Here is a 14,505-nt window from a genome sequence, read left to right on the forward strand (position 1 = left end):
CGCTGTATCGGGTCGAGGCAGGCACAACGGATCAACGCCGAACAGCCTTTGCGTTCGATTGTGCGTATGAGCATCTAGCGGATTCGGTCGTGCTCGCCGAGTCTCTCCCGCCCGCCAAGCGCGCCATACCAAAGATCGTCGACGGCGGCGAGACCCAGGTGCGTCGAGCACGGTTTCGTTTGGCGTCCGGAACAAGAACCTGAAATGGGGTTGGCACCTTCGCAGTACGTCTTTCAAAGTGTGGTGACTTGCACATACCACCGTGGTGACGATCCCTGCCAAGGAGCTTGATCAGCGCGCCAAGTCAGCGGCCAGGTAAGGCGCGGTGGCGCTGGTCGGGCACTGCGCGATCTCGGCAGGGGTGCCCGCGGCGACGATCCGGCCGCCGGCCGTGCCGGCACCAGGGCCCATGTCGATGACGTAGTCAGCCTGTGCAACCACGCGCATATCCAGTTCGGCCGCAACCACGGTGTTGCCCGCATCGACGAGCCGGTGCAGGTGTGCGAGCAGCCGGTCGGTGTCGGCGGGGTGCAGTCCTGCGGTGGGCTCGTCGAGCAGATAGAGAGTGTCGCCACGGTGCGCACGCTGCAGTTCACCGGCGAGCTTGACGCGCTGCGCCTCGCCGCCAGACAGTTCGGTGGCCGGATGTCCGAGGCGTAGATAGCCGAGCCCGACATCGCACAGTGCCTCGATAGCGCGAAGTATCTCCGCCTCGCCGTCGAAGAACCCTCGGGCCGACGAAACGCTGAGTTCGAGCACCTCGGCGATGTTGTGTTCGTGCCAACGGATTTCGAGAGTCTCTGCGTTGTACCGTGTTCCATGGCAGTCGGGGCACGGGCTGTAAACACTTGGGAGGAAGAGCAGTTCGACCATCACCCACCCCTCGCCTTCGCAGGTCGGGCAGCGTACGCCGGCGACGTTGAAGGAGAACCGCCCGGGCTTGTAGCCCCGAGCCTGTGCCTGCGGAGTCTCGGCGAACCTTCGGCGGATGTGGTCGAACACCCCGGTGTAGGTGGCGACATTGGATCGCGGCGTACGTCCGATCGGTTTCTGGTCGATGCACACGACTCTGCGGATGCCGTGGGTGTGGCCGACCACCTGGCCCGAGGCGGGAGGCGCGGCCTCGGCGAGCAGGTCATCGTCACCCGCGTCGTCGAAGCGGACAGGGCGGCCCAGGTGGTCGCCGACGATTTCGGCGAGCGCGTGCGCGACAAGGCTTGACTTGCCCGATCCGGACACTCCCGTAACTGCGGTGAGACACCGGAGAGGAACCGACACACACAGGTCGTGCAGATTGTTGCGCCGTACGTCTGCGAGCTCCAGCCAGTCGACACGATCCCGTGGCGTGCGTGGAGCGGTCTGTGCGCCCTTACCGAACAAGTAACGGCGCGTGACGGATTCAGTCACTTCTGCCAGACCCTCCGGCGGCCCGCTATAGAGGATCTCACCGCCATCCACGCCTGCACCCGGCCCGATATCGACCAGCCAGTCCGCGGCGGCGATGATGTCGAGTGAGTGCTCGACCACGAAGATACTGTTGCCGCCGTCCTTGAGTCCCTGCAAGATGTCGCGCAACGCGTCGCGGTCGCGAGGGTGCAGACCGGCCGATGGTTCATCCAGCACGTACACGACTCCGAACAACTGAGACGACAACTGCGTTGCCAGTCGGACGCGCTGCAGCTCACCTCCCGAGAGCGTTGGCGTGCTGCGCGCGAGAGACAGATATCCCAGCCCCAGACTGATCAGCGGTTGCAGTCGCTCCTGTAGGTCGGCCACCAAACGCTGGGCGGCGGCACGTTTCTCGGCCGACATGTTGAGTGTCTGCCGAACATCTGGCGCTCCGGCATGCGCGGACCCGCCAGCTTCCACCCGGGCCTTGACCGCCGACCGTCGTGTTTTCTTGTCGAGTACCTCGCCCGACACGTCGGGCGCCCAGTCCGGGCTGAGCACGGTGCTGCAAAGCGCCTCGAGGTGGTCCAACGTGACCCGTGACAGCGCGGCGATGTCGAGACCTTCGAATGTCACCGAGAGAGCTTCAGGTTTCAATCGTTTTCCGTGGCATGGGCCGCTTCCGACGAACTGCGAGACGCGCTTCTTGACGCCGGCGCTCTTGGTGGTGGCGAAGGTATCCAGAACGTAGCGACGAGCACCGATGAAGGTGCCCTGGTAGCTTGTCTGGCAAGTACATCGTCGAAGAGTTCGTCAAAGGCATCGGCCTGAAGGACGGCTATGAGAAGTTCGACGCCGCCGTCCACGAGCGCACCGGGTTCCATCTGGCCGAGCAGTCACCGCTTCAGCACGTCACAGCCATCACGGTGCCTACCCTGGTCGCACAGGTCCACGACGACACGATGACCCGGCCGCAAGACGTTCAAGACATTTTCGACGCCATCCCGGTGGAGGAGAAGCGACTGTACTGGATCGAAGGTACCGACCGGCGATTCGACGGCTACAACTTCTTCGGTGTCCATCCCGAACTACCGATTGAGTGGTTCGACAAGCACGTCGGCTGACACCGCTGGACCGTCGCCCAGGTTGTGAACCTCGTCAACCCGGCCGGCGTCGGCGCGAACGGTGGCGTCGTGGCTGCGGTCAACAGGCTAAAGGCCGAGCGCGTTGCGGGAAGCCTGCGCGGATCGCCAACGGTAAGGCCGATTGCCAAAAGGCCGACGGGCTTTTGCCTTAACCCCAGAAGGACGGGCGGGAATTGAGCCCTCACTGCTGAAGTGGTGGTGAGCGCCGGACTGGCCACCAGAGCTAACCTGGCCAGACCCCCTGGTGGCCAGAGCGATCCGCTCCGGCACGCCGGCTTGCGTCTTCTGTGCACAATCACCGGCAACTCTGCTGAGCTCAGCACGCCTTGGCGCCCCAACACGGTCCGTACCGGCATTGAAGGGTGGGCACCTTGCGGCCGGTGTGGGAGTCGTCGAGCGACAACGCCGCGCGGTAGTCGACATGGTTGGCGGCGCTGGACTCCGTGACGTGAAGCCCCCCCGTGATGTCGGCCCCTGTCCTGAAGCCGGCACCTGCCGGGCCAAGATTTGCTCGGCAATTCTGGACGCCCACAGCGCCCTCACCCCTACACTTCAGAGACACGGGGCTCGCCTCCAACCGCTTTGGGGGCGAGCACCCGTATCACCACCGGGTCGGTTCAACCCACATCGAACAGAATCCGCGCGGCGCGGTGTCAGACAGTCCTGCATATCACGCGCCGGGCGGCCCGCTCGCCGCGCTCGGCTGCTCTCGGTGTGGTCGCCAACGTCAGACGAAATGTGCCCAGCTGCAACTCATCTCCGCTGCGAGGTGGCATCCACGTCGGTCAACTGCGGCCGTTCACCGCCACTCATCTCAGACATCACGATGCTCCCTGCTGGCCAGCCACAACAAGCCGGCGGGTTTGGCACCGCATGTGTACCAGCCATTTCCCTCGTATTCAGACGCCCCGTTGTTGCCGAGAAGTTAATCAGTTCCGCGCTGGGCACGAGAAGATGGTCAACGTCAGGTGGCGCGCAAACCTCCGGGTTCAGCCGGCTCAGGAAGCGTCGCCTCGTCGTTCTCTGGTGCGCCGCGACCGGGGTTCGAGGGTGCCCAGATGTCGGGCCGGTTCGCAAACCGTGAACAGCACGCTTGCGAGATCTGCGCAAGCGGCCGACGCGGCAAAGCCGATGTGCACGAGGGATTCTCGGTGCCACTCGTTACCGAATCGGAAGGCATTGACTCCCACGACGCCTGCGTCGGTGTCCTCGCCGCGTCGGTGCCCGCAACTTGCTGGGCTTGCTGTCGTCTGCGTCGACCTATGAGGCCGCGCCAATAGATGGATTAGCTGGTTGGTACCGGAGGTCCACTATCAGCGTTTGCCATCGATGACGGAGCCGGTATTCGTTTCGTGCCAGCGCCGAAAGCGACACTGCGGGGGGACATTTGGTCGAGCGACGTGGCACCGTGGTGACCAAGAGTGTCGTGAAGCCGACAACGTACAGTCGACATGGTGGCGCAAAGTCGGTGCGCAGTGTGGGTGATACCCATGGTGGTTGTGTCGCTCCTAGTCTCGGGGTGTTCGACTGGGCTCCCGATAACGACTAGCACTGAGGCGTCGCCCCTGCGGGTGCGGCCACCGGCGGTTTCGGGTACAGATGGCACCGTGTTTTGACTCTGGACTGGCGGATTCGTTCGATGTGCTGCCGAGCGGCAGGTGTGCTGGCCGGCCTGACAACCGTGGGATGAGTGGTGGTGCGCGGATACAGCTTCGGGGCGACACTTCTGGAGGGTCTGTTTGGTCGGTTGCTTCGGCCCAGCTTGCGCATCGCTCGCCGCCGATGCGCGACGATACACCGTTGTACGCCGACGACGGGCTCTACTACTGCGTGGTCAAGGCGGTGTTTGTTCCGACGGACCGGGTCCAAAGAGCAGCTATTCCATCAAGTTTGTCGGTGATTGGCGAAGCTCCATTACGGTGGGGCGCGCACCGTTTGGCCAGGCAGACCGGCCTGGGTACGGCTCGGCGAGCGTCATTATCAGGACATGCGGGAGTCCGCCCGATCCACCAGAAAAAGTTTGCCCCGAGCGGGGCGACCGTTAACTGTGATCTCCGCCCCGTCGGACCACAAGGGCGCGAAAATTGTAGTCATCTTGACTGCCCGCTTCCCATTCAAATTGAACAGCCTCGCCAGCCTGCAACTCACGGAATCCAGTTTGGTTGACTATGTGCGTAAAATGGACGAAGCATCCGCCGGGAGTATCTGGTGAGTTGATGACGCCCCAGCCCTCGCTCTTGTGCCATTCACTGACAGTCCCTGTTGAAATGGCCATGCTCGCAATTTCAGCCTTTCAATAGTTGAATTTGCATCTTCGAGCGGCCATTGAAGCCGGATCGGATACTTCTGTGCAACAACAGACCAACCAGTCGTGCTCGTTATCTGTAGGTCGGTCCGGGGTGTACTCCACTGTTGCCGCCGGTGTGTGGAGCACCCCGAGTTGCATACATCAGCATGGGCCAGGCACCCGCCCTCACCGCCAACCGCACAACGTCAACATCCCACCCAAGGGGTGTCGACCTACGACGCGCCCCACCCCGCTTGACTCGACCTACAACCCGGGCAAGGGCTGCAGCCCTTGCCAATCCGACTGACAGGTGGTCTTTCCTATCCCAGGCCCGATAAGCACGATGAGAGTCGCTGACTCCAGATAGTGGCAGGTGCCTAGTTCGCCGATCGTGGCGCGGTCAATACCGTTGGCGGCGTCGACATCGATATCAGTCAGTTCGGCGGGGGTGGGCCTGCTGGCGAAGCCAGCAGCCCCGGCCAGGCGGCGCGGTGCTGGCATCGACCTCGACGGCCAGCAGTCGGTCCAGGGCCGCTGTCAGTGATCCTCTGAGGCCCTGCATGTGCAACCGCGCGACAGACTGCATTGCTTAATACACACCTACGAGGACGTGAGTTCCCGATGCCGGTCGACGTTAGGGCGCTCCAAACTGCAGGGTGATAACCACGTCGCGAGGTACGTGCTCGCCCCCGCCTGGACGTTGAACAACGATGCGCTCCCGGTCTTTCGGCTCCACTGCGGCATCGGGCATCTTCTCAATGGCCCCTGTCCATCCAACGTCCAGCAGCTGCTTGGATGCGTCTTTCCAGTACAGGCCGACCAAGTTGGGTAGGACGATTTCATCCGGCGGCGCCGTATCTTCAGACGCGCAGGACGTCGCACCACACGTCGCCATTAACAGGCCCGCCACCGCTGCAACAGCGGCCCACCAGCCTGCGCGGCCTGGTTTGCCGCGAAGTTTCTCCAGCACTGCCCGCCTCCAGATCTTGCGGATCCCACGGCGCCCTGCCGGGGTCCACAGGTCCCCAGCGTGCATCAGCCCCGAACACCGCTTGACGGCCAGAGCATCGCACCTCAGCATTCCTGCGATCCGTCGGTGCATGTGTCACCCAGGACACGCGGCGGTGCGATAATCCTTGCGCGTTGAAGTGCCGACAGCGCCGCGAGGTGTCCACACATGCCGTGGACTCCCGCACCTGGCGGTGTCGAGGAGGAACACAAGTAGTGCCCCGGTATGCCGGTCCAGTACGGATCGGGTGTCAGCCGGGGCCGGGCGATGTACTGCCGGAGGTCCATCGCGCCGCCGTTGATGTCGCCGTCGACGATATTGGCGTTGTCGCGGTACAAATCCTGGGGCCCGCGCCGCGCCACGCAGGCAATCCGGTCGCGGAATCCGGGCGCGAATCGTTCGATCTGGTCCAACATGGACTCGGTAGGGTCTGCCGAATAGCCCTGCGGGACATGGGCATAGGCGTAGATGGGGTGTAGGTCGCGATGCGCGCGGGTGGGGTCGGCTACCGACTGCTGGCCCACGATCATGAACGGTCGGGAGGGCATCCTGCCGTGGTAGGTGTCGTGTTCAGCGGCGACGATTTCCTCGTAGCTTCCGCAGACGTGGACGGTGCCCGCCGAACGCGCAAAACTGTTGGTCCACGGGATGCCGCCGTGCACCGCGAGGTCAAGCTTGAAGGCGGCGGCCCCGTAGCGGTAGCGCGCGTAGGCGCGGCGGGTGCGGGCCGGTAGCCGGTCGCCGAGCAGGCGTAGCACCAGCGCGGGGCTGGTGTCGAACAACACCAGATCGAAATCGGCGATTTGTTCGCGGGAGCGGATGGGGGTCGCGGTCTCGATGCGCCCACCCAGGGATCGAAGCAGTCGTGCGAACGCCTCGGCGAGTTGCGCGGTGCCGCCCACGACGCACGGCCATCCGTATCTGTGAGCGATGGTGCCAAACATGAGCGCAACACCCGCCGATGGGGGACGGCTCAGTGGGGTCCAGCTGTGCGCGGCGTTGCCAGCGAACAGTGCGCGAGCCTCCGGTGTGCGGAACGCCTGCACGAGCAGCGTCGCGGGCAGCATCGCGGGCAGCCCGAATCGCGCGAGTTTCAGTGGGCGGCGCGGAACCGCGACCATCGGGCTGAGCAGGTCGGCGGCGAAGTGGTCGTAGTTGGCGACCAGCCAGTCGAACATGCGGCGGTAGGCGCCGGCGTCGGCGTCGAGGTACTGCGCGGTGGTGTCCAGCGAACGGAACACCGCCGCGGCGCGTCCGCCGTCGAGCGGATGCGCGAGTTCGACGTCCGGCCAGGCCCACTGCACACCGTGCTGTTCGAGGTTCAGCGTCTTGATGAACGGTGAGGCCACCGCCGTGGGGACAATGGCTGCACAGTGGTCGTGGATCAGACCGGGCAGCGTGAGTTCCCCGGAACGAAGCCCACCCCCGATCGAGTTCTGCGCTTCGGCAACCACCACGTCGACGCCGGCGCGCGCCAAAGTGATGGCGGCGGTCAGCCCGTTGGGGCCTGACCCCACGATCAGGGCGGTTGGCATGATGCTCCCTTCTCCACCATTGTGGCGGACTCCGAATCCTGCGTCGCCGGTTCGCCGCTGCGCCAGGGCTCAGTCGGTGTCGGCCGGGTCTGCGGGGCGAAACGTCACCGCTGCCCCGCGACGGGGCACCAAGACGATCGACCGACGCACGACGGTATCGGGTCGGTTCCGCACGGGGGTGAAGGTGCCCGCCCGGAGCAGTTCATGAAGCACTACCGTGAGCTCACGGTGCGCGAAATTAGCTCCCAGGCAGCGTTTCACGCCCCCGCCGAATGGGATCCACGCATACGGCGGCGGATCGCGATCCAGAAAGCGTTCAGGCTGAAACAGCTGTGGTGCGGGATAGATGGCCGGATCGTGGTTCACCCCATTGATGTGCACCATGACCCGGCACCCGGCCGCGATAGTGTAAGCGCCGATGTCGCAGTCACCGGCGGTGACCCGCGCGGTGAAGGGCAGCGGCGGGCGTAGGCGAAGCGTTTCGTTGATCACCGCCGATGTGTAGGCGTCCCCGCCGTGGTGGACTTCGTCGGTCACCCGGGCGAGGATGCGGGGGTGGTGGACCAGCAGGTCGATGATGTTCGCCAAGGTGATGGCGGTCGTCTCGTGCCCCGCCATCATCAGGGTGACCAGGTCGTCACGAATCTCTCTGTCGGACACCGCGGCTGCGCTGTTGCCGATGGCGCCCAAGAATGCTGCGAGCACATCGTTGCCGCCCGCAGCAGCCGGGCTACGGCGCCGGCGTGCAATCAGCGGATAGAGGGCCCCGTCGATAGCCTGATTGGCGGCGGTCAAGCGGCGCCAGCGGCGCAGGGCCCCCGCGCGGCGCAGAGCGTAACGCACGACGATCTGCTCCGAGACTGCCAACTCGAGGAGCTGCCCGAACAGTCTGCGCAGGACATTGTTGTCCATGGCTGCATCTGGGCCGGCCACGACCCTGACGATGATGTTCAGACTGAGATTACGGGCGAAGTCCAGCATCTTCATCGGTCGGCCCGGCGGCCACGCGCGCAGTGCCTCGCGGGCGGCGGCGGCCATCACCTCGGCGTAGCCGTCAAGCAGTGCTGCCCCGCTGAATGCCGGCGTGAGCAATTTCCGGCGCAGCAGGTGGTCGGGTTCCTCCTGCACGAACATCGATCCGGTACCGCAGATCGCCGCAGCGGGCCCCACCCCTTCGCCGCCGAGCATCGAATGCGGCGAGGTGGTGAACACCTGTTTGGCGTGCGCGGCGTCGGAGACGATCACCAAAGTGCCGTAGCCGAGGAGGGGCAGGGAGACGACCGGGCCGTACCGGGTGACCAGGGCGGAGACCATCCGCTCCCCGAGCAGGAAGTATGCGCAGGCCGCCAACGCTGCACATGGAAATTCCAACATCTTGGGGACGTGAATCCCGGGCGGGCGCTGGTCGCCGCGCTGCGACCCGCCAGCGGCTTGCAGCGCGTCGGCGGTTCCGGCGCGATGCTGTCCGATCAGGGCAGGACCGGTGTCAGATCTGTTCGCGCCGAAGGACTCTCGGTCGACGATGCGTCGCCAGAACCATGGTCGGCGCCGCGGTGGGGCAGCTGCCGGGCCGGCGTGGACCGACACCGGGCACCGGCGCTCGGGCGCGGAGTCCGACGTCACGGTGCCACCGTGCGGTTCATGCTCTGCCGGACTGCGCGGTACAGGGCGCCGACCGCACTGCCGGGCCGCCGGCCGCCCGGGATGGAGAAGCTCAGCGGCCACCAGAATCGGCGCCGCAAACTGGCCGCCAGGGCCGGCAGCAGCAGCGCGCGCACGACGAGAGTGTCGATGAGCAGGCCGATCCCGATCGTCGAGCCCACCTGGCCGATGCTCGACACCGAACTGCCGAGCATCGCGAACATGGTGACACCGAAAACAATGCCCGCGGTGGTGACGACTCCCCCGGTGCTGCCGAACGTGCGGATCGTGCCGGTTCCGAATCCCGCGGAGCTGATCTCCTGGCGCAACCGGGCGGCATACATGAGGTTGTAGTCCGCGCCGACGCCGACCAGCGACAGGAACGTGATCGACAGCATCGTCCAGTGAATCTCGACACCGAAGATGTGCTGCCAGATCAGGACACTGAGTCCCAGTGCCGCGCCGTAGGACAACACGACCGTTGCGACGACGACGGCACCCGCTGCGGGGCTGCGCAGCGTAAACGCAACGATCAAGAAGACCATGCCCAGCGTCGTGAGCACCATCAGGGACAAATCCCCCCACATCAGGTCGCGGAGGTCTTGAACCGCGGCCCCCGCTCCGCCCACTGAGACGGTGCTGCCGGCCAGTGTGCCCCCTTTGACGGCGCTGCTGACCGCCGCGCGCATCTTGTCGACCAACTGCATGCCCTCGTCGCCGAAGGCGTCGCCGCGGCCATAGACGATCAGCCTGGTGGAATGTCCATCCGGTGAGATCAGCAGATCCACCGCGCGCTGAAACCGAGCGTCGGAGAAGACCTCCGGCGGCATGTAGAACCCGGCGGCAGGGTCGTTGCCGAAGCTCTCGCTCATTTGCCCGAAGTAGTCCGCCAGTTGCGTGCTCTGGCTGGTCAGGTCCTTCAAGGACCCGTTGACGGTGCCGACGAGCGCTGGAATCTGCGCCAGCGAGCGCCTGAGCTGATCCAATGCTTGCCGGGAGGCGCCGGCGTTGCCGTCCACCGATGCGGTGCCCACTCGCAGTCGGTCCAAGCCGGCCGAGACGGCGCCGACAATGTCGGTCAGGCTGTCGACGGGGCGCAACGCCTGCGCGGCCATGGCGCAGACCGCATCCGACGGGCAGTCCGGACGGGTGTCGACAAAATTTCGCAGCGGCTCAAGGCCGGCCTTCACCGTGTCGAGTTGCGTTGTCGCAGTCCGGGTCGCGTCGTCGAAGGAGGACAAACCCGTCCCCGCTTCGCGCAGATTCTGCTCCAGCTTCGCCGCCGTCGCGGTCAGGGCCGCAGTCGCAGCGTTGGCGCTGTGCACCGTCGATGCGAGCTGATCGAACACGGCGCGCTGGTCGCTGATCTGCCCCGCACCGTCGGCCAACCGCTGGCCGATGACCGACGCCTGGTAGGTCAGCGTCGACTCCCGCAACGGCTCTCCAGCCGGGCGCGTGATCGACTGAACCGTCGAGGTCTCCGGTATCGCGAATAAGGCGCGGGTCACCTTCTCGATGGCGATGAGGTCGCCGGACGTGCGCAGGTCGTGATCGGCCTCGATGAGGACCAGGTTCGGGGCCAGCCGGTTCTGGCCGAACTTCTCGGCCACCACGTCATAGGCCCGGTTTGTCGGTGTGTCGGCCGGCTGCGCGTCGAACTCGCTGAAGCCCAACCGCATTGACGGCAGCGAACACATACACGCCACGAGCAATCCCACCGTCACCGCGATGATCGGCGCCGGTCGCCGCGCCACCAGTGCGCCCAGCCTGCGCCAGAACACCTCGCTCACCCGCCGACTGCGGGGTTCCATGAACCCCCACCTGGCGCCGACCCAGATCAGTGCCGGTGTCAACGTCAAGGCCGCCACCATCGCCGTCAGCACGCCGATCGCACATGGGATGCCGGCGCTGCGCAGGATGCCGATGCGGGCAAACGTGAGTGCCGATGTCGCGACGGCGATGGTCAGCGCGGACGCCACGATGACCGGGGCCACCTGGCGCACCGCCGTGCCCAGCGCGTGGTGGGCTGGCAGACCAGTTCGGCGTCCCTCGTGGTAGCGGCCGAGCAGAAAGATCGAGTAGTCCGTACCGGCGCCCAACACCATGGCCGACATCAGGGCTGCCGAAAAGGTCGATAGTTCGATGAGGTCGTGCTCCCCCAGAACCGCGGTTGTCGCCCGCGCGGTAGCCAGCGCCAGGCCGATGGTCGCCAGCGGAACCAGCACGGTGACCGGCGACCGGTACACCACCAGCAGCAGCAGGGCGATCACGAGAACCGTCACCACGGTCACGATGATCATGTCCCGATCGATCGCCGCGAGTTCATCGGTCACGGCACTGCCCGGGCCCGCGACGAACACGTTCAAGCCTGGCGGCGGGTCAGATGACGCCACCAACGCTCGTGCTGCGTCGACAGATTCGGTTGCCGTGCTCGTCCCCACGTTGCCGTTGAGCGCCAACAGCGCGAACACCGCACTGCGGTCCGCACTGAGATTCATCCCGGCGGTGAGCGGATCGGACCATAGGTCGGCGATGTCACCGACGTGGGCGTCGTCGGCTCGCAGCGCGGCGATGATCCGACCGTAATACGCCCGATCGACGTCCGACAGCGGGCCTTGCCTCTGCAGGATCAGGTAGTTGACGTTGTTGGTGCCGCCGCGCTGAAACTTTTCGGCGATCTTGTCCGCCATGACGCTCGACGGCGTGCCTGCCGGGATGAACGACTTGCCATGCGTCTTTATCACCTGTTCAAGGTGGGGAAGCGCCACGGTGCCCGCGCCAGCCACCAGCAGCCAGCAGAAGGCGACCGCGATCGCCAGCGCTGTGCGCGTCCCCGCGGTGCGCGGCTGCATCACAGACCCGCCTGTCGCCGCAGCTGCCGTGGTGTGATCATGGTGCCTGGTTGGTTCACTGCGGGTATCCAAATCTGTTCGTGTGCTGGCAGAAACGATGTGGTGGTCGGCGGTGACGGGCTGGGCCGTCGGGCCGCGCCATGCGCTAGCACAGCGATACGGTCAAGTGCTCCAGCGCATGGGTGGATCGTGAGGCCCGCCACTGAGGCGTAGTGTCTTTCAGCATCAGGCCCGGGTAGCGCTCGAACAGCGAGCACACCGCTTCGGTGACTTCCACCTTCGCCAACGCGGTCCCGAGGCAAAAGTGTGCTCCCGAACTGAAAGCCAGGTGTCCCTTGGCCTTACGCCCCAAATCGAGACGTTCAGGGTCGGTAAAACGGCTTGGATCCCAATTGGCCGAGCGCAGATCGCAGAGCACCGAGTCCCCGGCCCGGATCCGGTGGCCGCCCACCGTGTGATCCCGGTCGGCAACCCGGCGGATGAGCTTGACCGGCCCGCTGTGGCGCACCAGTTCCTCGACCGCGGACACCGGGTCGTTGAGGAGTTGAGGGATTTGATCCGGGTTCTGAAGCAACGCCAGGGTGGCGTTGGCGATGGCGTTGGACACCGATTCCAGCCCGGCGGCGAGCACGATGATGCACGTCGCCAGCACCTCCTGCGCGGTGATGCCGGGCTGGCGGACCAGTGCGCTGAGCGCATCGTCACCGGGATGGCGCCGGCGCGCCGCGATCAGCGGGGTCAGGAAGGTGCTGAGCTCGAAGGCCGCATCGATGCTCGCGGCCAGTTGCCGGTCGTCGGCGTCGACCTGCAGCATCCCGACGAGGGCGGGAATGTGTTCGTCGACCAGGCGCGCGCCGTCCACCCCGAGATCGAACATCTCACTGACCACCGCCAGCGGAACGATCCTCGCGAACTCTGCGATGAGGTCGAAATCCCCTCCGATGGTGCTCAATTCATCCAGTGCGGCATCGATGATCGCCGCGATCCGCGGCGCCAGCGTATCGATCGACAGCGCCGTGAAGGGCGGGCGAACCAGCTTCCGCAGCCGGGCATGGTCGGGAGGGTCCATGAACAGCAACACGGTCGACGGAACGTGGTGCACCTCCGGCGAGGCGTTGGCGTTGCGCCGGGGGTCGCTGCTCCAGCCGTCCGAGCGCAGAACCGCGGCGACGTCGTCATAGCGACGCAGCAACAGTTCACCGCCCGACGCCGATATCACACCGCTCCCTTGCGCCACAGGTGCTGTTCGCTGCGGCCCATCACCGTGATCGGCGCCTCGTGGTGGTCCCATTCCCGGCGGATCGCCTCCCACATCCCGCGGGCACGCAGACCGGCCAGGATCGAGTACATGCCCAGCTCGATCCGCATGATGGTCAGCGCGTCCGGCGGCAGGCGCAGCTGGCGCAGGACATGGCCATGCGGTCCGGTCATCGAGAACTTCTCCCGCACTGCCACATCCACCTCGTCGGGCGCGAACTGGTAGGGCTGCGGGGCAGTCAGCAACTGCAGTCCCGAACAGAACCATCGCAGTGCCGCGCTGTGGTCGATCTGGGCGGGATGGTCGACCGACCCGCTGCGATGCAGTCCCTGTAGCAGCGCGTGGCCGTCGCCGGCGACGGCCGCCGACATGACGTCCTGCATCGCCCCGACGAGGTCGGGGGTGAACGATTTCACGCACCCAAAGTCCAGGAACGTGACGCCACCGTCGTCGTGAAAGAGGTAGTTGCCTGGATGCGGGTCGGCATTGAACAGGCCGAATCTACGCACCGACCCGATCGAGAAGCGATAGATGGCTTCGCCCCACGCGTCGCGCAGCGGCTGCGCCGCCTGTTGCGCCGAGCGCCAGTCTCGCCCCCGCACGAAGTCCTGGGTCAGCACCCGCTGTGAGCACAGGTCTTCAACCACCGCGGGGATACGAATGAACGGATGGCCCTCATACGCATCGAGGAACGCCTGCTGATTGGCCCTCTCGATGCGGTAATCGAGTTCTTCGGTCACCCGCTGGGCCACCTCGTCGGTGAGCGCGCTGACGTCGGTATTGACCAGCCCGGGAACGGCACTGGAAGCGATGTCGAGGAACGTGGCTAGGAGGTCGGTGTTTTCCAGATCACTGCGGATCGCCTCGTCGACCCCGGGATACTGAACTTTGACGGCCACCTCGCGCCCGTCGGCCGTCACCGCGCGGTGGACCTGCCCGATCGACGCGGCGCCGACGGGGGTGGCGTCGAACTCTGTAAACAGTTCGTACAGCGGTGCACCCAACTCGAGTTCGATGATGCTGATCGCGGTCGCAGTGGGCATCGGCGGTGCATCGCTTTGCAATCTGGTCAGAGCGCGCTGGTAGGCGCCGTTGCCATCGCCGAGGGCACCGCCGAGCATCGTGTAGGACAGGATCTGCCCGACCTTCATCAACAAGCCTTTGGACTGGCCCAGGTAGTCTGCGTAGCGCTGCGCGGCCTTGTCGTGGACGTCGGTCTCCGACGCCACGCCCAGCTTCCTGCGCAGGGAGGACACCACCACTTCGCCCGCGGTGCGACTCGACATCGCCACCAGCGGTGCTGCGCGGACGATGCGTCCTCGCCGACCTACTCCGGCCTTCTTCATGTGGTGTACCCCCGATCGTGCGTGTGCGTGTGGTTGCGATGGC

The 14,505-nt window shown here is 65.5% G+C and carries 8 protein-coding genes and 2 pseudogenes; 1 reads left to right on the forward strand and 9 read right to left on the reverse strand.

Annotated features, from left to right (window positions below; genetic code table 11):
- Nucleotides 1–291: 291 nt before the first annotated feature.
- Entirely contained in the window at nucleotides 292–2,025 is a 1,734-nt protein-coding gene (locus E0T84_RS23950) for a hypothetical protein (protein ID WP_234998186.1), read from the reverse strand.
- Nucleotides 2,026–2,171: 146 nt separating this feature from the next.
- Here E0T84_RS23950 and E0T84_RS23955 point away from each other — a divergent pair.
- Nucleotides 2,172–2,513 (forward strand): annotated as a pseudogene (locus E0T84_RS23955) (alpha/beta hydrolase); the annotation flags it as partial.
- 2,062 nt (nucleotides 2,514–4,575) lie between these two features.
- On the opposite strand, the gene E0T84_RS23960 reads toward E0T84_RS23955, so the two are convergent.
- The 8 genes and pseudogenes from E0T84_RS23960 to E0T84_RS23995 form a co-directional block, all read right to left on the reverse strand.
- Nucleotides 4,576–4,809 carry a cold shock domain-containing protein gene (locus tag E0T84_RS23960; protein WP_200806082.1) on the reverse strand — a complete coding sequence of 78 codons (234 nt, stop codon included), beginning with the start codon at nucleotides 4,807–4,809 and terminating at the stop codon, nucleotides 4,576–4,578.
- Between the two features lie 286 nt (nucleotides 4,810–5,095).
- Nucleotides 5,096–5,365: pseudogene (locus E0T84_RS32420) on the reverse strand (ATP-binding protein); the annotation flags it as partial.
- A gap of 90 nt (nucleotides 5,366–5,455) precedes the next feature.
- On the reverse strand, nucleotides 5,456–5,791 hold the full coding sequence (locus E0T84_RS23970; RefSeq protein WP_159437512.1) for a PASTA domain-containing protein: 336 nt from the start codon (nucleotides 5,789–5,791) through the stop codon (nucleotides 5,456–5,458).
- Nucleotides 5,792–5,895: 104 nt separating this feature from the next.
- Complete coding sequence (locus tag E0T84_RS23975) at nucleotides 5,896–7,365, reverse strand: NAD(P)/FAD-dependent oxidoreductase (protein WP_070185356.1); 1,470 nt, start codon at nucleotides 7,363–7,365, stop codon at nucleotides 5,896–5,898.
- A gap of 69 nt (nucleotides 7,366–7,434) precedes the next feature.
- Nucleotides 7,435–8,739 carry a cytochrome P450 gene (locus E0T84_RS23980; protein ID WP_138745744.1) on the reverse strand — a complete coding sequence of 435 codons (1,305 nt, stop codon included), beginning with the start codon at nucleotides 8,737–8,739 and terminating at the stop codon, nucleotides 7,435–7,437.
- Between the two features lie 245 nt (nucleotides 8,740–8,984).
- A complete protein-coding gene (locus E0T84_RS23985) occupies nucleotides 8,985–11,858 on the reverse strand; it encodes an RND family transporter (RefSeq protein WP_070185357.1) in 2,874 nt (957 codons plus the stop codon).
- Between the two features lie 145 nt (nucleotides 11,859–12,003).
- The gene (locus tag E0T84_RS23990; protein WP_159437513.1) at nucleotides 12,004–13,077 is read right to left on the reverse strand and encodes a cytochrome P450; all 1,074 of its coding nucleotides are present in this window, start codon (nucleotides 13,075–13,077) and stop codon (nucleotides 12,004–12,006) included.
- Nucleotides 13,074–14,462: an AarF/ABC1/UbiB kinase family protein gene (locus tag E0T84_RS23995; RefSeq protein ID WP_070185359.1), complete on the reverse strand. Its 1,389-nt coding sequence runs from the start codon at nucleotides 14,460–14,462 to the stop codon at nucleotides 13,074–13,076. The genes E0T84_RS23990 and E0T84_RS23995 overlap by 4 nt, the downstream gene beginning before the upstream one ends.
- Nucleotides 14,463–14,505: the final 43 nt, after the last annotated feature.

The sequence above is a fragment of the Mycobacterium sp. DBP42 genome (assembly GCF_005924235.1).
In the GTDB taxonomy this organism is placed as follows: Bacteria; Actinomycetota; Actinomycetes; order Mycobacteriales; family Mycobacteriaceae; genus Mycobacterium; species Mycobacterium syngnathidarum.